19 protein-coding genes and 1 riboswitch are annotated in these 23,165 nt (G+C 41.3%); of the genes, 9 read left to right on the plus strand and 10 right to left on the minus strand.

Features of this window, described 5'->3' with window-relative positions:
* Nucleotides 1–234 precede the first annotated feature (234 nt).
* Complete coding sequence (locus tag PHAL_RS0110190; protein ID WP_016708301.1) at nucleotides 235–2,919, plus strand: TonB-dependent receptor; 2,685 nt, start codon at nucleotides 235–237, stop codon at nucleotides 2,917–2,919.
* Here the strand turns inward: PHAL_RS0110190 and PHAL_RS0110195 are convergent, their stop codons facing one another.
* Nucleotides 2,920–3,936, minus strand: a complete 1,017-nt coding sequence (locus PHAL_RS0110195; RefSeq protein WP_016708302.1) for a general secretion pathway protein GspB — start codon at nucleotides 3,934–3,936, stop codon at nucleotides 2,920–2,922.
* Between the two features lie 13 nt (nucleotides 3,937–3,949).
* Complete coding sequence (locus tag PHAL_RS0110200; protein ID WP_016708303.1) at nucleotides 3,950–4,867, minus strand: ExeA family protein; 918 nt, start codon at nucleotides 4,865–4,867, stop codon at nucleotides 3,950–3,952.
* Between the two features lie 128 nt (nucleotides 4,868–4,995).
* Here PHAL_RS0110200 and PHAL_RS22945 point away from each other — a divergent pair, with 128 nt between their 5' ends.
* Nucleotides 4,996–6,105, plus strand: coding sequence for a tRNA nucleotidyltransferase (locus tag PHAL_RS22945; RefSeq protein ID WP_016708304.1), 1,110 nt, complete (start codon nucleotides 4,996–4,998; stop codon nucleotides 6,103–6,105).
* Between the two features lie 6 nt (nucleotides 6,106–6,111).
* On the opposite strand, the gene PHAL_RS0110210 is transcribed toward PHAL_RS22945, so the two are convergent.
* The 4 genes from PHAL_RS0110210 to PHAL_RS0110225 form a co-directional block, all read right to left on the minus strand.
* The gene (locus PHAL_RS0110210) at nucleotides 6,112–6,624 is read right to left on the minus strand and encodes an Lcl C-terminal domain-containing protein (RefSeq protein ID WP_016708305.1); all 513 of its coding nucleotides are present in this window, start codon (nucleotides 6,622–6,624) and stop codon (nucleotides 6,112–6,114) included.
* The gene (locus PHAL_RS0110215) at nucleotides 6,621–8,294 is read right to left on the minus strand and encodes an Lcl C-terminal domain-containing protein (protein ID WP_016708306.1); all 1,674 of its coding nucleotides are present in this window, start codon (nucleotides 8,292–8,294) and stop codon (nucleotides 6,621–6,623) included. The genes PHAL_RS0110210 and PHAL_RS0110215 overlap by 4 nt, the downstream gene beginning before the upstream one ends.
* A 95-nt stretch (nucleotides 8,295–8,389) precedes the next feature.
* Nucleotides 8,390–8,722 carry a hypothetical protein gene (locus PHAL_RS0110220; RefSeq protein WP_016708307.1) on the minus strand — a complete coding sequence of 111 codons (333 nt, stop codon included), beginning with the start codon at nucleotides 8,720–8,722 and terminating at the stop codon, nucleotides 8,390–8,392.
* A gap of 16 nt (nucleotides 8,723–8,738) precedes the next feature.
* Complete coding sequence (locus PHAL_RS0110225; protein WP_029216108.1) at nucleotides 8,739–9,467, minus strand: DUF2982 domain-containing protein; 729 nt, start codon at nucleotides 9,465–9,467, stop codon at nucleotides 8,739–8,741.
* Nucleotides 9,468–9,712: 245 nt separating this feature from the next.
* Here PHAL_RS0110225 and PHAL_RS0110230 point away from each other — a divergent pair, with 245 nt between their 5' ends.
* The 3 genes from PHAL_RS0110230 to msrA all read left to right on the plus strand — a co-directional run bounded on the left by PHAL_RS0110230 (nucleotide 9,713) and on the right by msrA (nucleotide 14,542).
* On the plus strand, nucleotides 9,713–10,765 hold the full coding sequence (locus PHAL_RS0110230) for an efflux RND transporter periplasmic adaptor subunit (RefSeq protein WP_016708309.1): 1,053 nt from the start codon (nucleotides 9,713–9,715) through the stop codon (nucleotides 10,763–10,765).
* A gap of 3 nt (nucleotides 10,766–10,768) precedes the next feature.
* Nucleotides 10,769–13,867 carry an efflux RND transporter permease subunit gene (locus tag PHAL_RS0110235; protein WP_016708310.1) on the plus strand — a complete coding sequence of 1,033 codons (3,099 nt, stop codon included), beginning with the start codon at nucleotides 10,769–10,771 and terminating at the stop codon, nucleotides 13,865–13,867.
* Between the two features lie 138 nt (nucleotides 13,868–14,005).
* Nucleotides 14,006–14,542, plus strand: coding sequence for a peptide-methionine (S)-S-oxide reductase MsrA (gene msrA, locus PHAL_RS0110240; RefSeq protein ID WP_016708311.1), 537 nt, complete (start codon nucleotides 14,006–14,008; stop codon nucleotides 14,540–14,542).
* A 92-nt stretch (nucleotides 14,543–14,634) separates the two neighbouring features.
* Here msrA and PHAL_RS0110245 read toward each other — a convergent pair whose 3' ends face one another.
* Nucleotides 14,635–16,482: a TonB-dependent receptor domain-containing protein gene (locus tag PHAL_RS0110245; protein WP_016708312.1), complete on the minus strand. Its 1,848-nt coding sequence runs from the start codon at nucleotides 16,480–16,482 to the stop codon at nucleotides 14,635–14,637.
* A gap of 34 nt (nucleotides 16,483–16,516) precedes the next feature.
* A riboswitch (cobalamin riboswitch) is annotated at nucleotides 16,517–16,683 on the minus strand.
* 211 nt (nucleotides 16,684–16,894) lie between these two features.
* A complete protein-coding gene (locus tag PHAL_RS0110250; RefSeq protein ID WP_016708313.1) occupies nucleotides 16,895–17,377 on the minus strand; it encodes a YajQ family cyclic di-GMP-binding protein in 483 nt (160 codons plus the stop codon).
* Nucleotides 17,378–17,531: 154 nt separating this feature from the next.
* Between PHAL_RS0110250 and PHAL_RS0110255 the strand changes: the two genes are divergently transcribed.
* Nucleotides 17,532–17,882, plus strand: a complete 351-nt coding sequence (locus PHAL_RS0110255; RefSeq protein WP_016708314.1) for a VanZ family protein — start codon at nucleotides 17,532–17,534, stop codon at nucleotides 17,880–17,882.
* A complete protein-coding gene (locus PHAL_RS0110260; protein WP_016708315.1) occupies nucleotides 17,875–18,783 on the plus strand; it encodes a ketopantoate reductase family protein in 909 nt (302 codons plus the stop codon). The genes PHAL_RS0110255 and PHAL_RS0110260 overlap by 8 nt, the downstream gene beginning before the upstream one ends.
* A gap of 31 nt (nucleotides 18,784–18,814) precedes the next feature.
* On the opposite strand, the gene thiI is transcribed toward PHAL_RS0110260, so the two are convergent.
* Nucleotides 18,815–20,272 carry a tRNA uracil 4-sulfurtransferase ThiI gene (gene thiI / locus PHAL_RS0110265; protein ID WP_016708316.1) on the minus strand — a complete coding sequence of 486 codons (1,458 nt, stop codon included), beginning with the start codon at nucleotides 20,270–20,272 and terminating at the stop codon, nucleotides 18,815–18,817.
* Between the two features lie 102 nt (nucleotides 20,273–20,374).
* Nucleotides 20,375–21,028, minus strand: a complete 654-nt coding sequence (locus PHAL_RS0110270) for a TetR/AcrR family transcriptional regulator (protein WP_016708317.1) — start codon at nucleotides 21,026–21,028, stop codon at nucleotides 20,375–20,377.
* A gap of 249 nt (nucleotides 21,029–21,277) precedes the next feature.
* Between PHAL_RS0110270 and coaD the strand changes: the two genes are divergently transcribed.
* Together coaD and PHAL_RS0110280 are read left to right on the plus strand one after the other, a co-directional pair.
* Nucleotides 21,278–21,760: a pantetheine-phosphate adenylyltransferase gene (gene coaD / locus PHAL_RS0110275; RefSeq protein WP_016708318.1), complete on the plus strand. Its 483-nt coding sequence runs from the start codon at nucleotides 21,278–21,280 to the stop codon at nucleotides 21,758–21,760.
* Nucleotides 21,757–23,151 (plus strand): capsule assembly Wzi family protein, encoded by a 1,395-nt coding sequence (locus PHAL_RS0110280; protein ID WP_016708319.1) that lies wholly within the window; start codon nucleotides 21,757–21,759, stop codon nucleotides 23,149–23,151. Before coaD ends, PHAL_RS0110280 begins: the two co-directional genes overlap by 4 nt.
* Nucleotides 23,152–23,165: the final 14 nt, after the last annotated feature.

The following is a 23,165-nucleotide window of genomic DNA, read 5'->3' on the forward strand; positions in this document are numbered from 1 at the left end:
AATATATTTATTAGTCTCCAATCGGAGACTTTTAGCGATAACAAGGCGAATTTACGCGTCAATAGCTGGCCTATTGCAAGTAAATTCAACGCAGTTAGCGTTGAAAGTAGCCGCTGGAGATAGATTTATTATCCAGAGTTCAGGTTAAATAGTAAGTTAGCTAAAAGTGGCATGGTATACGCGAGCTAAAAATGGTACAAAGTTTGGACAATAATAAAAATATTGAATCAAACCATGTTATTAAGCTTATTAACCAAGCAATTACCTTGGTTAATATTATTTAGTAGCTATGTACATGCTACCGACAACTATCACTTTAATTTACCTGAGGCTACCTTGCAGCAGCGTATTCTCGATGTTGCCGCGCAAAGTGGCTGGCAACTCAGCGCCGCTGAATTAGCAGAGCAAACACTTATTCCTCCATTACAAGGACGCTTTACGCTTGAGCAATTACTGGCTAAAACCTTTGCCAATAGCCAATATCAATTTAGCTTAGACCCCAGTCAACAGCGTATCTTTGTAACTCCAATAGCAGCTAACAAACAGCAAGATTTTGAGCGCATCATAGTCACTGGCGTTAGCGGTAAAACCCGAAATATTTTAAACTCCTCCATTTCAGTTACCCAATTGTCAACACAGCAACTGGAACAACATACTCCATACTCCACCGCTGAAATTCTTAAAAATGTCACGGGCTTTTGGGTAGAAGATTCCGGTGGTGAAACCAATAATAATGTCTCTCCGCGTGGTCTAAGAGGCGGTGAAGGGTTTCGTTTTATTAGTTTAATGGAAGATGGACTACCAATAACCTACGACGGTGTTTGGAGTGACTTTTTTTTACGCCCCGATTTAACCCACCAAACCATTGAAGCGGTAAGAGGCGGTAGTAGTGGTATATTCACCCTCAATGGCCCCGCAGCTATGGTGAACTATATTGGCCGTCGCGGCTCAGAGACACCATTTAACTTAGTAAAACTTAGCCAAGCGGTAAATTATAACTACACACGCCTTGATGGCGTCTTTAGTGGCCCCATTAATGATCAGCTATTTTATACCTTAGGGGGCTTTTATAGAAGCTCAAATGGCATTCGAGAACCTGGCTTTAACAGTGACTTAGGCGGCCAATTCAGCGCCCGACTAAGTTGGTTAACTGATGAGCTTGAACTGGATTTTAGCTATAAACATTTAAACGATAAAACCAGCTTTTATGCCCCAATAGTGATGCAAAATCAAGGTACTATCAAGCAGCTGAAGAGCCTACCCTATGACTTTGGCACGTTACTTAGCGATGATCTAAAGTTATTAAATTTTCACACCCCAGAAGGCACACGCCAGCACGATTTGGAAGATGCTCAGCAGAGCTTAATGAACAGCTACACAATACAATTTAAAGGGGGGTTGTCAGAACAATTACAACTTAATAATATTGCCCGCTACGCGAATTTGAGTAATCGCCTTTATACGTTAATGAACCTAGGCAACGAGAGCATCATTGATGCCAATAGCCGCTTACTATTTGATGATGTAACGCAGTTTAAAAGCACTGTTACAGACGCCAAATTACCAGAAGAATTACAAGCTAAGTACCAACGCAGTACAGATAAAACGTTAATTAATGACCCTAGCCTACTCAATGGCAATGGGCTGATCACTTCAAGCTACCCGTTATATTCAAGTTATAAACAACAACAGTTTATAAATCATCTCAGCGTAAATTACCTAACAGAGCAGTGGTCAATCAGCTTAGGGCATATTTACGCACACAGTGATTTTAGCTCCCTGCCGTTGGACCAATGGCTTGGACAATTACTTACCGATGTTAAACACCAACCTGAACGGCTTGATATTGTGCTCGTGGATCAGCAAGATAAGGTTGTCGCTAATTTCACTGAGCAGGGCTTTTTAGCATACGCAGGGCCGGTGTATTTAACAGGCCAAGGACAATCGCGATCGCACTCAGTTTACGCCAGTTTAGACTGGCAAGTAACCGATAATTTAAGGTTTGATTTCGCCCTGCGTAATGAGCAGCTCACGTTAAGTAGTCGCAGCCAACAAGGGCTGCTATCAACTACGCACAATACAAAAAACTATTACTCACATTACACACCTGCCAACTCACTAACGGACTCATTTAATGATAATGCACTCAGTATTGGCGCCAACTACCAACTTAGTGAGCAACTCGCGGTGTTTACCCGTTATGCAGATGCCTTTGAAATGCCGCGGCTGATTAATTATGGCAATGCTCGTGGCTGGGCTACAAACGATGAACAACGCGCGCAGCAAAACTTTGGCCTGCCAATAAGCTTAACTCTGAGTGAGGTTGGTTTGCGCTATCAAGCGCCACACTGGCAATTTAGCGGCACTGTATTTGATACCAACTTTGATCCTCTACCTTTTACCGTATATCGAGGCGCTGCAAGCACTCAGCAAGCGATATCAATTAATACCCAAACCCAAGGGTTAGAATTTGAGTATAACTATCAATTTAATCAGGCTTGGCAGTTTGCTGCGATAGGCGTGTGGCAAGATGCCGGGTTTTATGGCATTCCAAAACAGTTACCACAAAGCGAATTTAATGGAAATCAAATAACGCGCACTCCAGAATTACAACTGCGTTTAACTCCACAATACCAAGCCGGTGCGGTAACAGCAGCTGTGACCTGGTTTTATGTTGGAGAGCGTTATTCTGATATTGCCAACCAATTTGCATTACCAGCTTATCAAACTTGGGATTTATTTGCAGAGTATGTAATGACAGAGCAGCTTAGCGCGCAACTGGAAGTGAAAAATTTTACCAATACATTAGGCTTAACGGAAGGTAATCCAAGGGATGACTTAAGCCATCAAGAGCCATTATTTTATGGCCGACCAATTTTTGGCCGCACCATAAAAGTGGCTCTCAGTTATCAGTTTTAGCTACTGCGGCCAATCTTGCAGCGCTTTTAAACTAAATTCGTAATCATCAAAACTCAGTACTGTTTGCTCTGGGGTGATCTCCAACACTCTTAAATCACCAATGCTATCACCTTCATATAATTCGCGGTTATTAAGCTTTACCCAACGCTTATCTGGCGACGATGAATAAATATGAGCTTGGTATTTTATTTCTGGGATTATCGCAAGTAACGCATCCGGCAACAACTCAATTGGCTCAGCGTAAGATGAGTTTTTAGTGCCTTGAGTGATTTGGTGCGGCCTTGTATCTTGAGTGTCTTCAATGGCACGAGCAAAGGCATCTTTTAATGCTGTTGGTACGGTTTCTAATTCTTCATCATTTGCAGCAGGTTTTGCCTGCTCGCGAGCAGGCTCCCCCATAGGTTTACCTAATACCTTGTATTTACTCATGTCGATATTGCTAGCGCTATTATTAATAGTCGGCTGCATTTGCATGGTATTCGGATTGTATTGCGGCGGCGCTGCATATACTTGCTGATAGCCATTAGGCGTTTGCACTAACATAGGCTGACCTTGCGGATACGTAGGCATATTATTTACTGGCACTTGCACCCACTGATATTGCCCTGCAGCTTGTTGATATTGCTGCGGCTGAACAAACTGCTGCTGCGGTACAGGCTGTGTGCTGGCCACTGGCGCTGGATTAGTTTGCGTTGGATTAGCTACTACTTGTGCTACTTGCTCAAGCTCCTTTTTAGCTGGTGTAGCGGCTTGTTCATCCGCAGGCAGCGTAGATTGCGGCTCAACAGAGATGGTTACTTGCTCTGGCGTAGTTAAATGATTTGTTTGCAGCCATTTACCAATTGAAAACCCCGCCATCAAGGTCAGTAAAAAAGCAACCAACAAACCAAGTGAAATAGCAATAAAACGATAACGTTGTAACTCTTGTTGCTGTTTTAACTGCTCAGCATTTCTGTCATGTGCTGACGCTTCGTCATGCTGTTCTGATTGTTTTAAGGCATCTAATAAGTACGACATATACGACCATTAATTAAAGAATAAACGACAAACCAATACCCATCGAGAGCACGGCTAAAAAAGCCAACGGATAAAGCCAGTTAAACGACGACTGCGGCTTTATGCTAACCGCGCTTAACGCACTTGGCGGTAATGCTTCTTGTGCTGAGCGCATCACTATATCACTATCAATCATAGTTAGCTGCTGAGAAAAAGCGCCCATTAAACAGCGTTCACATAATAAATTAACTAAACGTGGTATACCTGCCGTAACTAAATGAATTGTTTTTAACGCATCATTAGAAAACAATCCGCGATCACACCCTGCAACATATAAACGGTGTTTAACGTAGGCAAAGGTTTGCCCTTCAGTCAACGGCAATAAATGATAACGCGCGGTGATCCGCTGCGCGAGCTGACGTAACTCATTGCGTTTCAGTAAGGCTTGCAATTCAGGCTGACCCACTAACACGATTTGTAGCAACTTTTTATGATTAGTTTCAATGTTAGTTAATAGCCGCAGCTGTTCTAGCACATCGGGAGCCAGTAACTGGGCTTCGTCAATAATTAAAATAGTATGGCCACCGGCTTGGTGATTCGCTTCTAGGTGCTTTTTTATAGCATCCGTTAACGTTTTTAAAGTGGCGTTTTGCTCATCATAAGCGATGTTAAATTCATCGCAAATACTCGCTAGCAACTCCAGCTGTGACAAAGCTGGATTATGGATCAAAGCCACTTGAGTATTTTCTGGCAATTGTTCTTGCAAGCTACGAGTAAGCGTTGTTTTCCCTGTGCCTACTTCACCTGTAAGCAATACAAAGCCGCCCGCTTCACCCAATCCATAAGTTAGGTGCGCCAAAGCTTCTTTATGACGCTCACTTAAAAATAAATACTGTGGGTTTGGCGCGATTGAAAATGGTTTTTCCGACAAGCCGAAGTAGCTTAAATACACCCTAAATTTCCTTACTGATTAAATCACCGCCTATAATGGCAAAAAAACAGCGCAAGTGAAAACCTTGTTAGCGTTTTATTAGTTAAATAACGTAAAATAGTTTGCACAGTTAATATTCAGGGTGAGTTATGCAAGTTTATTTGGTTGGTGGCGCGGTTCGTGATGAATTGCTTGGACGAGTAATAAAAGAGCGTGACTACGTAGTGGTTGGTGCAACACCCGAACAAATGCTAAAGCAAGGCTATCAACAAGTTGGTAAAGACTTTCCGGTATTTCTGCACCCCAAAAGCAAAGAAGAGTACGCCCTCGCCCGCACTGAACGCAAACAAGGACAGGGTTATACCGGTTTTGTCTGTGAGTTCTCAGCAGATGTCACGCTCGAAGAAGACTTACGCCGCCGCGATTTAACGGTCAATGCCATCGCTAAAGCCGACGATGGTAGTTTGATCGATCCCTACGGGGGTAAGCAAGATTTAGACAAGCGTATTCTACGCCATGTATCAGACGCTTTTAGTGAAGATCCGCTGCGTATCTTACGTGTTGCGCGATTTGCCGCCCGCTATCATTATTTAGGCTTTATTATAGCCGATGAAACTCAACAATTATTAACGCAAATGATCAACCGTGGCGAGCTTAAGACACTCACCGCAGAACGTATTTGGTTAGAGTGTGAAAAGTCACTCGCTGATGGAGCATTTGCAGAGTTTTTAAATATTTTAGCGCAGCTGGGGGCTCTCAGTGCGATCAGCCCAGCTTTGGCTAATAACTGGAACGACGAGTTATATCAACAACTAACAATTCGTTACGCCTATGCCCAAAATCACCATATCACAGATCAGGCATTATTGTTCGCACAAGCCACCAGCTCGTTAACCGCCGATGACATCAAAGCCATGGGTCAAACTATTCGCCTTCCTAATGATGTACGCGACTTGGCATTACAACTCAATGCTCACCAAGCAACTTTAACAAGCTCTACAATTACCGCAGAGCAATTACTTGCTTGTTGTAATCAACTCGATTTGTGGCGTCGTCCAGAGCGGTTTGATGCCGTGCTCAGCGCCATTACAATTAACCAAGCTGCACCACTTACCAATCAACAACAGTTATTGGCAGCAACCAAGGAAGCTAGGGCAATCAATCCACAACAATTTATTGCTCAAGGGATAAAAGGCGCGCAAATAAAAACCGCGCTAGAACAAGCGCGGTTAGAAGTGTTTCAGCAGTATTTAGCTTAAACAAAATTACTTTTCATAACGGACTAAACGCAAATAAATGAATGCTTCTTTATCGTGCAAGCTGTTTAGTCCTCTGTCAAAGGTATATACCCAAGCCGCTGTTTTATCTGCTATAGCCGAAGTACTGGTCCAATAGTTTTCACTTAAACTGCCCAAGAACACTTCTTCATTAATACTCGGTGTCACGCAGCTGTGCTCTAAAATACTGGCAAGCTCCTTATTATTAGGTACTTGCCAATCTTTATAAGCGCCAGTGCGATCATTTACCGCCGCTCTTAATGCTTCTTGCCAATTAACTTTCACAACACTGTTTAAACAACTATTAGTTGTAACATCATAGCTTTGTCCATAGCTACAAGTTTGCCACATGAGTCCGGTAACGCTATCGCTCACGGTGCCATCAGTGTGTTGTGTAAACCGCGTGCTAGGTGTCGTGTCGGCTATGCTTTCGTAGCACGTTTGCCCCGTCACGGCCATAGGACTCAATAATAATAACCCCGCTATTAATTGATGTTTCATTGCGATGCTCCTGCGGTTCTAACTAGACGGACAAAGGCTGTATTACTTTTAGGATAAGCTAGATCATTACCATCACTCATATCAAACACATACGCTTGCGATAAGCTTGTACCATCAACGGCAGTTTGCGATGTCCAATAAATGAGCCCATCCGCAAGTAAGTTGCTATTTGGAGTATTAGGGAAATAGTTCTCATCAAGCAATATTGATTGTCCATGCTTTCCATAGTTAAGTAACGTTAATAGCTCTGTGTAAGTAGGCACGCGCCAGTTAGTACCGCCACAGTAATCAAGAGCATTCACTTCATTAACGTACACTTGTAAATTACAGTTGCTATTACTTGGGCAGGTGCTGTTTGGCGTGCCAAGACTACTGCCTGATTGCACTCCCTCTTCATTGGTTAAGTACCAAGTATAGTGATTTTGCCCTTCGCGCAGTTGCGTGTTAGGTAACACGTTTGTGTTAGGGCTTTTTACTTCCCAAATCAACCCTGTAACATTATCGCGAATACAGCTGAAATTAGAGGCATTATCTAATAACTCATCGGCAAACTGGTTAAGTTTTGTAAAGTCAAAAGCTTGTTCACCTTTACCCACTTTTTCAATATGTGTACCAACCCCACTATCGCGGCCTACATAAGCATCTTGGCGCGGAAAGTCAGGACTTGTGCAGGCTATTTCTTGGGTATTGTTATAGCACTTGGTCATCCCAGTATCATTGATCAGCCCCAGAGGCTTAGAGTTAACCACAATATCAACACTATCTTTTTCAGTTCGCCCTTTGTAGTCAGTTACGGTTACTTCAAAAGTATGGGTGTTCACCGCTTCAGTTGCTGGTGCGATGAAAGAAGTGACACATTGCTGTTGGTTATCCAGCACCGCACTACCTGCTGTTTGCTGCCAATAACATTTATATGTGTTAGTCACAGTTTGCGAATCGGTGGCATCCAATGTCACCTTCTCCAGTTCAATCACACTCTGATCACTGCCCGCGTTAGCAATAATTACTTCTGTGGTTTTGTTTAAAGTATGAGAATATTCGGTGCTTGATTCTCCTCCTTCATCGTCTACCACAGTAATTAACCATGTGATCAAGGTATTCGTATCGAGTAAAGGATGCGAAAAACTAATTGTCGCATTGCTATTACTATCCACTGCAAGTGTTGGCCCTGCAATTTGTTGCCAGTTATAACTATTAATTTGGCCATTCTCATCAGGGTCTATCGAACCTGCTGCACTCAGGGTGATCGTATCTTGATAATCAGAAGGGAGTGTTGCTGGCGCTGTTTGCGTAACAATGACTTGCGGTATTTGATTATTTGATTCTATTGCAATAAGTAAGTCATCACTTACTAACTGACCATCGGTAGTCTGATAACTGACTCGCAGTAATAGTTCGCTGTCCGCTTTAATATCAGGAGCGGTAATCGTTTGCAGTGCACCATCAAGCGGGAAATCTTCTATAATAGGACCACTGATCCTTTGCCAAGTAAATGTACCGTCGGCTGGCGATCCTTTAGCTTCTATTGTAAATTCACTTTTTTCAATAATTTGCTGGTCATTTCCTGCAAATACTGATGCGGCGACAACAGGATTGTCGTTCCCCCCTCCACCGCCACCACATGCGGCTAATAAAGTGAAAAGTGGAGCAACTATTAAGGGAGATTTCATGCACTGCTTCCTCATTAAAATCGAAATTACATAGCGCTAAAGACTATGCCAATTTATTTATGAAGCAATTACAGTGCCAGTAGAGAAGAAGAAAACTATAAATAACTCTCTTGATGAATACGAACAAATAACTTTGTCCCTACTTTACTGTAATCAATCTTATATTCACGGCCATCCAGCGCCTGAATAAACAGTAAACGCTTTTCTTCACCAAAAATATCAACACTCGTGATATACACCACTTCTAAATAACGTTCTTTAGCTTCACGACGGTTTTTTGGCAGCTCTTCTTTAAATGGCTCTAAACCATGTTGAGTGACTTTAATTTTGGGGTGAATTTCAGAATTCACGATCACTAAATCGAGTTTTTTATCTTTGTGGATAATGGTATTTCTGCCACTTTTAATAAAAGATCTATCTTGGCTCATCGCTTCATCCTACTTACTAACGTTTATTGTCAAACGTCTTTCTCTCTAATTGAGATTGTATAAATACTACTGGATTACTCCGCCATGCATTTAAACTACGGCTAAAGTCCCAAATACTGCTATCTAATGCACTTGCAGGTAACAACAAATCATATCCGGTTAATTGTTGCAAATGTCGCATTCGGTTAGCAAACATGGCAATCAAGCCATCAAAGCTACACCCATGCACTGAAGTGTAATGATTATCTTCAATTAGCCATTCTGATGGGCAATTGCCATTTTTGCAATGTTTTTGAACTACTTGCATAAATAAGTGCCTTTGCTCAATCAATAATTTACCCGCGATCCTTGGCGCTAATTGTGATAAAAACTCATCGGTATTGTAAAGTTTAATACCTACCGCATTTAACTCAAGTTGTTCAAACTCTTGTTCGACTTTAGGGATCCCACTGTGTTGGAAGTTTTTTTGCTTAACACTCCAATAACCATATTTATGCTGATATATAAGCTCTTGTTCTGTAATAACTAAACTATAAAATGGCTCTTGAGTTTTTAAAAAGCCAACAAAAATTGCCGCCAAGCATAAACTCACCAAAAAAATTTCCAAAAGACTAATTTCACCAGGGCGTAGTAAATTAACCAGCATTATAAATATAAGCCCGATAGCCCCAACGGTTAAAATTTCTATACCGTTACGTGCACCTTGCGCGCGCAACTTCAACACACTCTGTTTGCATTTAACCATAACGATAAAAAACAATATAAAAAACGTACATAATTATAGCCCAAATAATCAATTTACGTATTTTCAAACAACGTGAACATGTGTTCGTCAACTTCATAACTCTCTCATTTATAATTACAAAACAGGAACAAATTGATAAATAATTTAACTTTTACGCCTAACCGACAAATTTATGAGATACGCGACAGCTATTTCACGCTGTTATTTTGTACACTAGAGGCAATTAATTTTCCGGTACTCTTAAAATGTATTCAAAGCAATCTGGCAAAGCGCTATTTCCATTTATCATTACCCTGCTTTTAGGGCTATGTGTTTATCTTTACTTGCCAAGTAGTCAAGGTGAACAATCAGACTTTACTGCAAGTGCAACTCAAGTAACGGCTCATACGGTGGCAAGCGAAGAAAATGCTGTCCTCATTGAGGCTATCGGCAGTGCGCGTGCGAATCAAGCAATTTATATTAAAAGCGCACAAAATGACTATGTTACTGATATCTATTTTAAAGATGGCGACTTAGTCAGTAAAGGCCAAAAGCTAGTGCAGTTACAATCACTGCAAGAAGAATTAACCGTAAAAGAATTGGCTATCAACTTGCGTGAAGAAAAACGTCAACTGGAACGTTTAACAGAGCTTTCTCGCTCACAGGCAACCGCAAAGTCACTGTTAGAAGAACAACTTTCTCGTGTTGATGCAACCGAAGCACAACTTGAGAATGCCAAAACAAAACTAACTGAAATGACGATTACAGCCCCTTTTTCAGGTATTTTAGGTAAGCGTCAAATTTCAATTGGTGCTTATGTAAATAATAGCACCATAATTACTAGCCTAGATGATATCAGCATAATCAAAGTCGACTTTAAAGTACCGGAGAAATACTTAGCGCAATTAAACGTGGGCATGAAAGTTATGACCCAAAATGACGCTTATCCAGAAAAAACGTTTACCGGTAAAGTCACCCATGTAAGCGCACGTATTGATGCGATTACTCGCAGTGTTGAAGTAACCGCGAGTTTTGCTAATAAAAGCGGCTTATTACGCCCGGGTATGCTGCTGAACACCGCTTTACAACTAAGCTCAAACCAAGCCATGATGGTGCCAGAAAAAGCGGTTATACCACAGCAGGATAAACATTATGTGTTCCAAATTGAAGATGGTATAGCCACCAAAGTAGAAGTTCATGTTGCAGGTCGCCATAACGGGTGGGTAGCTATTGACTCAGGAATTAGTAATGGTCAGCTCGTTGTTACAGAAGGAATTATTAAAATTCGTTCTGGTAGCAAAGTTACTGTAAAGGGGTAGACCGTGAAAATTACTGATACAAGTGTTAAACGCCCGGTTTTTGCGATCGTAATAAACTTATTGCTGCTAACCTTTGGTTTAGTCGCATTTTCCATGTTACCGCTGCGTGAATATCCTGATATTGAATCACCCATTGTCAGTGTGAGCACTGAATACACAGGTGCGTCAGCCGAGATAATTGAAACTAAAATAACCCAAGTACTTGAAAACCGTATCTCTGGTATTGAGGGCATTAAGAGTATTAATTCATCGAGTCGTAATGGCCGCTCTAATATCACGATTGAGTTTAATATAAACCGTGATATTGATGCTGCATCAAACGATGTACGCGAACGTGTCGCCCGTGCTCTTGACAGCTTACCTGAACAAGTACGCCCACCCGAAGTGTCAAAATCAAACAGCGATGAAAGCCCTATAGCATGGTTTTTACTTAACAGTGACACCATGAACTCGCTACAGCTTTCTGATTATGCACAGCGCTTTATTGTAGACCGCTTAGCTGTTGTTGATGGTGTATCGAATGTTCGTGTTGGTGGTGAACGCAAGTACGCGATGAAAATCTGGCTCAACCGCCAAGCGATGGCGGCGCGTGGCATTACCAGTAGCGATATCGAAAACACCCTGCGTACAGAAAACGTAGAATTACCAGCGGGTGAAATTGAATCTATCGACCGTGATTTTACTGTGCGAACTGCCCGTAGCTATAAAGAGCAACGTGACTTTCAAAACCTTGTCATTAAACGAGGCGACGATGGTTATTTGGTACGCCTTGGTGAAGTAGCCGACGTACACCTTGAAGCCGCTGATGATGAAAGCTTATTCCGTGGTAATGGCCGTAACATGGTAGGCCTAGGTATTGTAAAACAAGCAAAAGCTAATACGTTAACCGTGGTTGATAACGCCCGCGCTGAACTTGAAAAAATCAAACGTAACTTGCCAGAAGGCACGACCATTCAAGACAGCTATGATTCATCTATCTTTATTAAAGAATCAATAAACGAAGTGTACAGTACACTGGCGATTTCTATGGCCTTAGTGGTGCTAATTATTTTCTTATTCTTAGGAAATATTCGCGCAACGTTGATCCCCGCAGTAACAGTACCTGTTGCGCTAGTAGGCAGCTTTATGTTCTTACTGGCAATGGGCTATTCAATTAACTTATTAACCTTACTTGCCTTAGTATTAGCGATTGGTTTAGTGGTTGATGATGCGATTGTAATGCTAGAGAACATCCACCGCCGCATTGAGTTAGGCGAGCCTGCATTATTGGCAGCGTATCGCGGTGCTCGAGAAGTTGGTTTTGCGATTGTTGCCACTACGCTTGTATTGATCTCAGTATTTGTACCCTTAGTATTTATGGATGGTCGTATTGGTGCTTTATTTACTGAGTTTGCTATGGCCGTAAGTGCGGCAGTATTCTTCTCAAGTATTACCGCATTAACACTGTCTCCTGCGCTGTGTTCATTAGTCCTTAAACCCTCTTCAAAAGAAGGCAAGTTCAGTCAGTGGATGGACCGTACTTTTGACAAGATTGAACAAAGCTATAAGAACGCATTGCGCTTAAATATGACTCGCTCAGGTGGCTTAGCAATTACCTTACTACTGGCGGGTTTTGTTAGTTATGCATTATTTCAGCAAACACCTTCAGAGCTGACCCCTAAAGAAGATCGCGGAACCTTCTTCCTAATGATGAGTGGCCCAGAAGGTGCTAGTTACGAAAATAACGCCGCAAATATGGCTAAAATAGAAGAACGCTTAATGCCCTACTCTGAGTCTGGCGAGCTAAGCCGCGTATTAGTGCGTGTGCCTGGCTGGGGCGGCACAGGCGGTGTTGCTATTGTAGGCATGGCCGACTGGGATGAACGTAAACGCTCAACCTGGCAAGTCATGGATGAGATCAGTGGCAAAATGGCCGAAGTTACCGATGTACGCACATTCGCTATTATGCGCAGCGGTATTGGCGGTGGTGGTTCTTCTCGCCCTATCGAGTTTGTTCTACAAGGTAACGATTATGACCAACTTGCCGATTGGCGCGACCGTATCATTAAACGCGCAGAAGAAAACCCAGGTCTGGTGCGAATCGATCATGATTACAAAGAAACTTTCCCACAATTTTTGATCAGTATAGATAAAAATAAAGCGGCTGATTTAGGTGTATCAGTCTCTGATGTAGGCCGCACCCTTGAAACAATGCTGGGTCAGCGCCGAGTAACCACGTTTATCGACCGCGGTGAAGAATACGATGTGATCTTAAAAGGCACTAAAGCTGACTTTGCAGATCCAACCGATATTTCAAATATCTACTTAAAATCACGCAGTGGTGAACTAGTGCCATTAGATAGTTTGATCAGCCTAAAAGAAGAAGCCACTGCATCACGTTTGAACCGTTATAACCGTATGCGCGCGATTACACTCAGTGCCAACCTTGCTGATGGTTATACACTCGAAGAAGCACTTAACTTTTTAAATGAGGTAGCCGCGCAAGAGAATGATATCGATGGTGCGGTTGATTACAAAGGTGAGTCACAATTATTCTACGAAGGTGCTTCAGCAATGACCTACGTATTTGTTTTAGCTCTTACTGTTACCTTCTTAGTATTAGCTGCGCAGTTTGAGAGCTTTGTACACCCATTTGTTATTATGTTAACAGTACCTCTGGGATTGATGGGGGCGATGTTTGGATTGTGGTCTACAGGGCTTACTTTAAACATTTACAGCCAAATTGGTATTGTCATGTTAATTGGCCTCAGCGCTAAAAATGGTATTTTGATTGTTGAATTTACCAATCAGCTGCGAGACCAAGGTGTTGAGTTTAGTGAAGCAATACTACAAGCGGCAACAATGCGACTGCGCCCTATTATTATGACTTCATTAACCACGGTAATGAGCGCCGTGCCGCTAGTATTAGCATCAGGCCCTGGTGCTGAAAGCCGAATGGTAATCGGTGTAGTTGTATTTACCGGCGTGATTGTTGCGACCATACTCACACTATTTGTGGTGCCTGCCGCCTACTATGCGCTCGCTCGCAACACCCAATCACCTGAGTTTTTACAACAAAAACTTAATCAGCAAGAAGCTGAAAAACCACTTAAAGAGCTTTAAGCAACTTTTAGCGTTGCTGCACTATGCAGCAACGCTTTTCCCTTTCCTCATTCTGATCCGTGAAATAAAACACCGTCTTAGCCGTTCTTCTGCTAGGCTAGAACATCTGCGTAATTTAACGTTTTTAGGAGTACATATATGAGCAAAGCAATTGAAACTGCTACCTTTGGTGGCGGCTGTTTTTGGTGTATTGATGCCGCATTTAGACGGGTAAAAGGCGTTACCCATGTAAGCTCTGGTTACACCGGTGGCGAAACAACAGATCCAACCTATAAACAAATATGTACAGGGCTTACTGGCCATGCCGAAGTAGTTAATATCGAGTTTGATAGCAGCCAGATAAGCTTTGAGACCTTGCTCGCAATGTTTTTTACACTACACGATGCCACACAGCTTAATCGCCAAGGCAACGACGTGGGGACGCAATACCGCAGCGTAGTTTATTACCATAATACTGAGCAACAGACGCAAACAACTGACTACATTGCTAAATTACAAAGCCAAATACGCGAAAAAATCGTCACAGAAGTGAGCCCTGCAACCACCTATTACCCGGCAGAGCAATACCATCAAGACTATTACAACGAAAATCCAGAGCAGCGTTATTGCAGTTTATTGATTGCACCTAAGCTGCAGAAATTTGCTAAAGACTACAAAGCGTTTTTAATAAGTTAAATAAAACTCAGCCCACATAATATTTTCATATCAGTACGAAAAAGCCCGACGCACAAAAGGTGTCGGGCTTTTTTATTTAGGTTGAAACGCGATTAAAACTGGTAACTGGCGCCAACAAAGAACTGCCTACCAGCTGCATTGTAACCAAGTAAGTCACCGTTAGCGGCAAACCCAGTACCTGCCGTAAAGTATTCTTTATCTGTAATATTCTCAATTCGAGCCTGAAATGATAACTCATCCAGTAATTGATAATTTGCGGCTATATTGAACACTGTATAAGCAGCCAACTCAGTATCATAATAAGCGATTGATGGACGTGAAGAGCGATATTGCATTGCGATATTAGCGTCAAAATCACCCCAGCTTTTGCCAAGGGTGTAATTAAATGTTTCAGATGGTCTGCGCGGTAAATCTGTATTGGTTGTTTCATCTTTAGCGTCTAAGAAGCTAAGGTTGATGTTATGTTGAAATCCCAAACCTTCAAAATCAGCAGATAACTCAACACCTTGCATAGAGACTTTATCAATATTCGTTGCTACATACTTACCAATTTCAGCATCATATTTATTATCAATTAAGTTATCAATGTTGTTGTCGAAAATAGCGATATCGTAACGCCCCCACTTTGTATCTAAAGTAACACCAAACTCATTATTAACTGACTCTTCAGGTTTAATATCACTATTAGGGGCATACCAAAGACTATCCGTGACAAAGGCATTGATCAGCGATGGTGCTCTAAATGCGGTTCCGTGGCTAAGGCGTACACTAAGATATTGATTTGCCTTATAGCCTACACCTGTTGTATAAGTATTTGCGCGGCCATGAAATTCGTAATCATCTGTTCTAACAACTGCGTTACCAAGCCAAGTTTCATCATCATAAAATACACCAACGAACACTGCATTATTATCGCGCTCTTCTTCAGATGAAGAAGCTGATGATGCAGATAAGTCTTCATTTAAGTAATTAAACCCACCAGTAAGATCTAACGATTTTGTTACTGTATAAAGTCCACTGTATTCAAACTCAACACGCTCTGTGCTATAAATTTGTTGATCATCAGTCCCTGTTTGAATATTTTCTTCTTGGGATACACTCACTGATGCGCTTTGCGTATATACGTCCGAGCTTTTTTTCCAGCCAAGTTTTGCAATATAGTTTTCAAAATCGTACGCGTCATTACCCCATGCATTATCATACTCACCTTGGCCTTCGCTATACTGGCTAAGTAAGCTAAATTCACCTGCATTCAATGTTCTATATGCCAAATTAAAGCCAATGTTTTTATTAGTGTAACCGTCATCATCATGATCTTTTGTCACTGCTAATGATGGATCTTTACCTGTTACATCATAACCATCAGTATCTTCATAACCTAAGTTATAATTAAAAGTGATAGCATCTTTTACAAGCCCGCCAGCTATTTGGTAGTTAGAATAATTATCACTACCTAATGTGGCTGACACAGTATTTTTACTTGCTTGGCGGGTAATTATATTGATAACCCCAGCCACTGCATCTGAACCATAAATTGCCGCTCTTGCGCCTTTGACAATTTCAACGCGTTCAATACTATTAACTGGAATATTGGTTAATGATACACTACCGGAACTTGCATCACTTACACGCACGCCATCAACTAACACTAGTGTATGCTTTGCACTGGCCCCACGAACAAATACATCAGCTTTTTGACCAAAGCCACCATTGCGAACAACATCGACACCAGCAATAGTGTTTAGAAGCGATGGTAAATCTCGATAATTATTCTTTTCGATTTCTATACGATCAATAACATCAACAGTCGCTAGCGTATCAGTAATTGATTGCTCAAATTTGTTAGCTGTTATCGTAAGACGCTCAATTGATTGCTCTGCAGACACAGAAAAAGATAACGCAGCAGCGATTGCTACGCCTAAAGTAGATTTGTTTAACATGATATCCCCTGACCCGCGCCCACCGCACAAGTGATAGTAAATTGACTTCAAGGCCGGTCTCCGGACTTAACAAATATACGTGTATATATTATGTATCACCGTTGCGGGGGCAGTGTTGGACTGTATTTGTATCCTACAAATATCACCAACTTCCCGATTATCTTGCTGTACCTATCAACAACCTTGAAAAGTAACTACAAGCACCTTAAAAATAGGTGGTTATTGTGATTATTTTAGGGATAAAAGTCAATGGACGGCTATACATCTAAATATTCGAACTTCGAGCAAGCATAAGTGCCAAAATACAAAAGCCAAACAACAAAAAGTCATTTGGCTTCAATAATATCTTCAAAAATAAAGAGTGCAGCTGGATAAACTCGGGGCTCGCAGCTCGTTACTCGCAGCTTAGTTTTTAATCGCGGAAGTTTTTGAACTGAAATGGCTGGCCAAGGTCAGCATTACGCACAACTTGCATTGCTTCTTGTAAGTCATCACGCTTTTTACCTGTCACGCGTACTTCTTCACCTTGAATTGCTGCCTGTACTTTTACTTTAGAGTCTTTAATGGCTTTAACTACTTTTTTCGCTACGTCTTTTTCGATACCTTGCTTTAATGCAACATTACGAAATACATTTTTACCTGCACGAGAAATATCTTGTAGCTCTAAGCTAGCTACATCCATACCGCGTTTTGATATTTTACTTGCTAAAATATCAAACAACTGCATAACCTGTGAATCAGCTTCTGCCTTTAATTTAATCGTTTTGTCGTTAAGTTCAATCGATGCATCTACACCTCTAAAGTCAAAACGGGTTTCTAATTCACGGTTAGCATTATCTACCGCATTCTTTGCTTCGTTCATTTCCACTTCTGAAACAATATCAAATGAAGGCATGGGTCTCTCCTAACAAGATTTTTTAAAATTAATATGAGGGAGATTATAACGCCTATTTTAAAAATCTTTACATTTTTATGCACTTTGTTCAGGTGCGATACGAAATTTGTTTGATATACTGCGGCTCTGTTTTTAAACGATTTTAGGATTTATCGTGACTCGGCGTGTTTACCAAGCACTATTTTTAGTGAGTATAGTGGCGTTTACTTTTTTGTTTGCCAAGGAAATTAAAGGTGCTGCGAACTTATTTCCGCATGTTGATAAAGTAGCACATTTTGGTATTTTCTTTATTCTTGCCGTGGTGATGGATAAAGCATTCAAAATCCCGCTACTTATGCAAATTTTGTTGCTAGCAAGCTACGGCGCTGCAATTGAAATAATGCAAGATATGCTACCGTATCGCCAAGCATCCGTTGCCGACTTTATTGCTGATTTTGCCGGTGCTGCGAGCTACTTTGCCATTAAGTTAATGTTCCATATTGGTACAAAACCAAATCATGGCTAATATTGTTATTGTTGGTGATGGGGCAATTGGCCTACTATATAGCCACTTTTTAAGTACAGGTAATCAACTTACTATTGTCACTAGACGTGGCTGCCGCCAAAACAAATATTATTACCAACAAAATCAGCAACAACACCGTATAACAGCAAAGGTATTAACCACTCAACAATTACCTGAATTAGCTCATCAACCGATTGATATGGTGATTTTTGCAGTTAAAGCCTACCAAGTAAGCGATGCTTTTAAGCAGCTGAAACCTTACTTTTCTGCGCAGTGTAGTATTGTATTATCTCATAACGGCTTGAGTAACCTTGCACCACTACAACGCCAATTACAAAGCCAGCAAGCCCTGTTTTTTTTAACAACTCGATTAGCTGGCTTTAAAATCACACCGACTACTGTCACTCATACCGGCAATGGTGAAAGTGTCTTGGGCAGTTGTAATGCAGTAGCTGCTGCTCGCTACCAAGATGTAATGCAACAACTACAAGGTTTACCCAATATCAGCTTTAGTGAGCACATTACTCTATTACGCTGGCAGAAGCTGTTAGTGAACATTGCAATCAACCCACTTACAGCTTTACATAATGTAAAAAATGGCGCACTTACAGCACCACAATTTAGTGGAAAAATTGTAAATGTCTTGAATGAAGCCTGTCATGTAGCCAATTTATTAGGGGTCAATGTGCAGCTAGCCGATGCATTAGCAAACGCCTACCAAGTAATGAGTGACACCAAAGACAATTATTCATCTATGCACCAAGATATCGCTCATAACCGTATGACTGAAATTGATGCTATGTGTGGTTATATTTGTCAACAAGGCCAGCACCTCGGTATCAGTACACCTCATAATCAATCGCTTGTTGATGCGATCAGGCATAAAAAAAGCGCGATTTAACTCGCGCTTTCCAATAATTCTATCAACTAATTTATGGGCGATATACTTTTACATTGGCAAAGCCATTTTCATGTAAAATAAGCGCCTGTAGCTGACTCATGACCCCTTTAGCACAATATAAGTAGTAATCCTTATCCTGCGGCAAATCACCAAACTTTGTGGCAAGGCGGAAAAACGGTAAATGCACAACTTCAATCCCGTCAATTTCAAGGGGGCTGGCGTCTTCTTCTTCTGGGGAGCGAATATCAACAACCACCGCATCAGCTGGTAAATCTGAAACCGATTCAGCTTCTTTAAGCTCTTGTTTTGCTTCAACGTCAATGTCACGTACATCCATAATACGCGCATTTTCAACTACCGTATCCAGCACATCAAAATCAAATTTTTGTTCTTCAGCTTCTACTACCGCAACTTTCGCTTTAACAGTAGGCTTTTTAGAGATCACACCACAATACTCAGGCATGGTTTCAGCCATTTCTGCCGTGCCAATTCTGCGGGCAATATCGATAATCTCTTGCTTATCATGCTGAATGAGCGGGCGTAATATCAGTGTTTCAGTAACACGGTCAATCACGCTTAAGTTGGCTAATGTTTGACTTGATACCTGACCAAGACTCTCACCGGTAACCAAGGCTTGGATCCCCATTTTTTCAGCAATTTTGCTACCAGCACGCATCATCATACGTTTTAAGATCACGCCCATTTGGCTGTTTTCAACATTCTCTAGGATTTCGGCAACAACGGGTTCAAAGTCAACACTGATAAATTTAACTTTGTGCGTTGAGCTAAACTGCTTCCAAATATAATAGCTGGCTTGTTTAACACCGATTTCGTGCGCCGCACCACCGAGGTTAAAAAACAAAAAGTGAGTACGTGCGCCTTTGCGGATCATTTGATAGCTGGCAACGCCTGAGTCAAAGCCACCTGACATTAACGAAAGTACATCTTCTTGAGTAGGTAATGGGAACCCCGCCATACCAAGATGAGTATGCGTGACGATATACGCTTTATCATCTTTTATTTCAAGACGAATAACGACTTCAGGATTTTTTAATCTGACGCTTGCACCTTCTACATGCTGATTCAAACCGCCGCCAACATAGCGCTCAACATCGGTAGAAGTAAAATCATGATTACCTTGGCGCTTACAACGCACACAAAATGTTTTCCCCACTACAGTGTGACCAATCATATCGAGCGCTTTTTCGTAAATATCATGCAGGTTTTCGTAACGAGTTTCGGTCACCTCAATAAATTGCACTATACCGGGGATGCGTTGCAGGCCATTAATAAAATCAAGGCGCGTTTGTGCGTCATCAGATTTAGTTACAACCGATATATTGTCCCAGTTGTTTTGTACTTGTACTTTTTCGTCAATCTTACGTAATACAATTTTAATGTTATTTTCTAACAACTTAGTAAAACGTTTACGCACAGAGCGGCTTTTAATGGCTATTTCAGGATGGAGTTTGACGATAAATTTAAGCATAGTTTACTCGTTAGACAATATTTAAGGATTCACGCACCCACGTGTTGGGCGCGCGATTATAGCAAAAAATCTAACGTCTAGGAAATAAACAAAAGCCAATGCTTAGCTGGCAGGCTCTGTCTGCGCAGCGAGCGCGCTATATTTCTCACGTAATAGGTTAATTTGTGGGATGCTTTGCTCTGTGCCAAACGCTTTAAAAAGTGCTAATACTTTCAAAATACCGTTATAAATATCTTGCTGCATGAGCTCACCGCTTAAGCGTCTCGCTTTAATATAAGGTGTCCAAAAGCTTACCGTGATTTTTAACATGTGAGCAAGTTCAATGGCATCCTCATCATCAATCGTGATCATGCCACCTTCACGTAAACCAATCACAATTTCACGAACTTGGCTTAGCAAAGCCGCTTGAAATTCAATGTAGTCTTTTTTCAGTACTTCATCACGAGATAAAATATCTCCCAAGTTGTCATAGAAAAAATGAAAACGCCACATCAATTCAAATAAGGCATCAAGGTACCCAGTTAAGTGTGTCAGTGCTTCATCATGCTTGGCCATAGGCACAAATTGAGTGTGTAAATGCTGGCTGTATAAAGCAAAAATATGACGAATAATGTCTTCTTTATTTTTAAAGTGGTAATAAAGATTACCGGGACTGATCCCCATATGAGAAGCGATATGGTTAGTCGTAATTGCACGCTCACCGTGTTGATTAAATAGCATGATGCTAGTTTTAATAATTTTATCCTTGGTACTCATATCCTGCTGCTCTGGTTGTTTTAGTTAAGTAAATGCTCAGAATTCACTCAGTATTATTAGCCGCGCAGTATATACAAATATAATCCAATAAAATACCACCTTGAAAATTTCTAACCCATAATTCGTAGTTGTTGCTTATAAATGAAATTAACTCATTTACAATCGAAGCTATGCAGTCGCAATTTGCAGGCTGATCTAGACAACAAAGACTGGTAATATGACAGCCCAAATAACACTAAGCCGATATTTATGAAAGTCACCGCAATTTACCCAGGCACCTTTGATCCATTAACCAATGGACACACAGATTTGATCCAGCGGGCAGCAAAAATGTTCGACACAGTAATTGTTGCAATCGCTCATAACCCTAGTAAACAACCTTGTTTTAGCTTAGATGAACGTGTCGCACTTGCTAATAGTTTACTGACCCACATAGATAACGTTAGTGTTATTGGCTTTTCCGGATTACTGGCTGATTTAGCACGCGATCATAATGCCAATGTACTGATAAGAGGTATTCGTGCGGTGTCTGATTTTGATTATGAATTTCAGCTTGCCAATATGAACCGCCGCCTTAACCCTGATTTAGAAAGTGTATTTTTAACCCCAGCTGAGAAAAATTCATTCATTTCTTCAACATTAGTGAAAGAAGTTGCTCGTCATAAAGGCGATGTCAGTGAGTTTGTACACCCCATTGTTGTAAAAGCATTACAGGAAAAGTTACACGGATGAAGTTAAATGCCTATCTAAGTCTGCTAGCTATCAGCGCTGCACCTGCATTTGCAACCCCTTGGATTGAAAGTGATGATCCATTACTACGCGCATCAATTGAAATGTTGTTTAATCAAGGCATCATTAAGCAACCAATTAATAGCTATCCATTGATGTGGCAAGGTATTGCTAGAGATTTAAATACAATTGAAGCCGGTTCGCTAGCAGCGCAAAGCCAATTTGCTTATCAGCATGTAAAGCACGCATTAGAGAATGCCAAACAAAGCACCAGTTCCGGTGTTAGGGTTAATTACAATAGCGATCCTGAGCTACAGCAGAGCTTTGGTAAACGCGATCAACAACAAAGTGGCATCAATAGCTATGGTGCCATAACTGGCAACCGCGTTAGCGCCAAAGTAAGTGTAAATTACGCTGATGACGCACTGGATGATGAGTACACAAATTATCACGGCAGTTATTTGGCTGTATTAATGGGTAATTGGTCTGTCAGTGCCGAGCAAGTCAGCCATTGGTGGGGGCCTAGCAACGATAATGCCTTGCTGCTTTCAAATAACGCATCACCAATGAAAGGTCTACGAATAAACCGCGCCAACACACACTATGTGGGGCCAAGCTGGCTATCCTTTATTGGCAACTGGCAATTAACTGGAATATACGCCAAACAAAAGCCATATTTAGATAGCAGTGAAAAAGGTGACTATTGGGCTTTACGCTTTGCCAGCACTCCACTTGCTGGGCTTGAGATTGCATTTAGCTCAGCGGGCTCTGACTATTTAACCAGCACAGTAAAAGACCCCAACTCGCTTGAACTAATAACAACTAAACAACGATTAACCAGTTTAGATGCTAAGTACTCGACCAGCATCGGCAATCAACCCGTTGCTTTTTATACTGAGCTAATGGGTAAAAATGACAGTGGTGTAGCACCCAGTGATCCTTTTTATACCCTAGGTATAGAAAGTTTTTTTGGTGATCAAAAACAGTTATTAAAAACTTATTTTGAATATTCAAATACCCAACAAGATTGTACAGCCCAACTTAGCTGTAATGAGGCTAATGAGAGCTTTACCAACTATGCCCAAGCCTATAATCATAAAGATCGCTTAATTGGCTCTGCAACGCCGCTGCAAAGTAAATCAGCCGTATTAGGTGCCCATTACCATACTATGAATGGTTATGCCGGTTATGCGAAGTTACGTTGGTCACAAAGTGACATGCTCGGCCTAATAGACACACCGCAAACATTTGATCGTCTGCAATTAGAACTTGGCTATCAACAGGCTATTTTTAATGGTTTGTGGAAAATCAGTGGCTCTGTGTATAAAGACGAATTGAGTGACGAATCTGAGACTAACAGCGCATTAAAAACCAGTTGGGAATATCGATTTTAAGCTCCACTAAAGGC

The sequence above is a fragment of the Pseudoalteromonas haloplanktis ATCC 14393 genome (assembly GCF_000238355.1).
Lineage (GTDB): Bacteria > Pseudomonadota > Gammaproteobacteria > Enterobacterales > Alteromonadaceae > Pseudoalteromonas > Pseudoalteromonas haloplanktis.

What these genes read in the sequence shown, in the direction of transcription:
- PHAL_RS0110190 (WP_016708301.1), top strand. Translation starts at nt 235, where the DNA reads ATGTTATTAAGCTTATTAACCAAGCAATTACCTTGGTTAATATTATTT.
- PHAL_RS0110195 (WP_016708302.1), bottom strand. Translation starts at nt 3,936, where the DNA reads ATGTCGTACTTATTAGATGCCTTAAAACAATCAGAACAGCATGACGAA.
- PHAL_RS22945 (WP_016708304.1), top strand. Translation starts at nt 4,996, where the DNA reads ATGCAAGTTTATTTGGTTGGTGGCGCGGTTCGTGATGAATTGCTTGGA.
- PHAL_RS0110210 (WP_016708305.1), bottom strand. Translation starts at nt 6,624, where the DNA reads ATGAAACATCAATTAATAGCGGGGTTATTATTATTGAGTCCTATGGCC.
- PHAL_RS0110215 (WP_016708306.1), bottom strand. Translation starts at nt 8,294, where the DNA reads ATGAAATCTCCCTTAATAGTTGCTCCACTTTTCACTTTATTAGCCGCA.
- PHAL_RS0110220 (WP_016708307.1), bottom strand. Translation starts at nt 8,722, where the DNA reads ATGAGCCAAGATAGATCTTTTATTAAAAGTGGCAGAAATACCATTATC.
- PHAL_RS0110225 (WP_029216108.1), bottom strand. Translation starts at nt 9,467, where the DNA reads ATGGTTAAATGCAAACAGAGTGTGTTGAAGTTGCGCGCGCAAGGTGCA.
- PHAL_RS0110230 (WP_016708309.1), top strand. Translation starts at nt 9,713, where the DNA reads ATGTATTCAAAGCAATCTGGCAAAGCGCTATTTCCATTTATCATTACC.
- msrA (WP_016708311.1), top strand. Translation starts at nt 14,006, where the DNA reads ATGAGCAAAGCAATTGAAACTGCTACCTTTGGTGGCGGCTGTTTTTGG.
- PHAL_RS0110245 (WP_016708312.1), bottom strand. Translation starts at nt 16,482, where the DNA reads ATGTTAAACAAATCTACTTTAGGCGTAGCAATCGCTGCTGCGTTATCT.
- PHAL_RS0110250 (WP_016708313.1), bottom strand. Translation starts at nt 17,377, where the DNA reads ATGCCTTCATTTGATATTGTTTCAGAAGTGGAAATGAACGAAGCAAAG.
- PHAL_RS0110260 (WP_016708315.1), top strand. Translation starts at nt 17,875, where the DNA reads ATGGCTAATATTGTTATTGTTGGTGATGGGGCAATTGGCCTACTATAT.
- thiI (WP_016708316.1), bottom strand. Translation starts at nt 20,272, where the DNA reads ATGCTTAAATTTATCGTCAAACTCCATCCTGAAATAGCCATTAAAAGC.
- PHAL_RS0110270 (WP_016708317.1), bottom strand. Translation starts at nt 21,028, where the DNA reads ATGAGTACCAAGGATAAAATTATTAAAACTAGCATCATGCTATTTAAT.
- coaD (WP_016708318.1), top strand. Translation starts at nt 21,278, where the DNA reads ATGAAAGTCACCGCAATTTACCCAGGCACCTTTGATCCATTAACCAAT.
- PHAL_RS0110280 (WP_016708319.1), top strand. Translation starts at nt 21,757, where the DNA reads ATGAAGTTAAATGCCTATCTAAGTCTGCTAGCTATCAGCGCTGCACCT.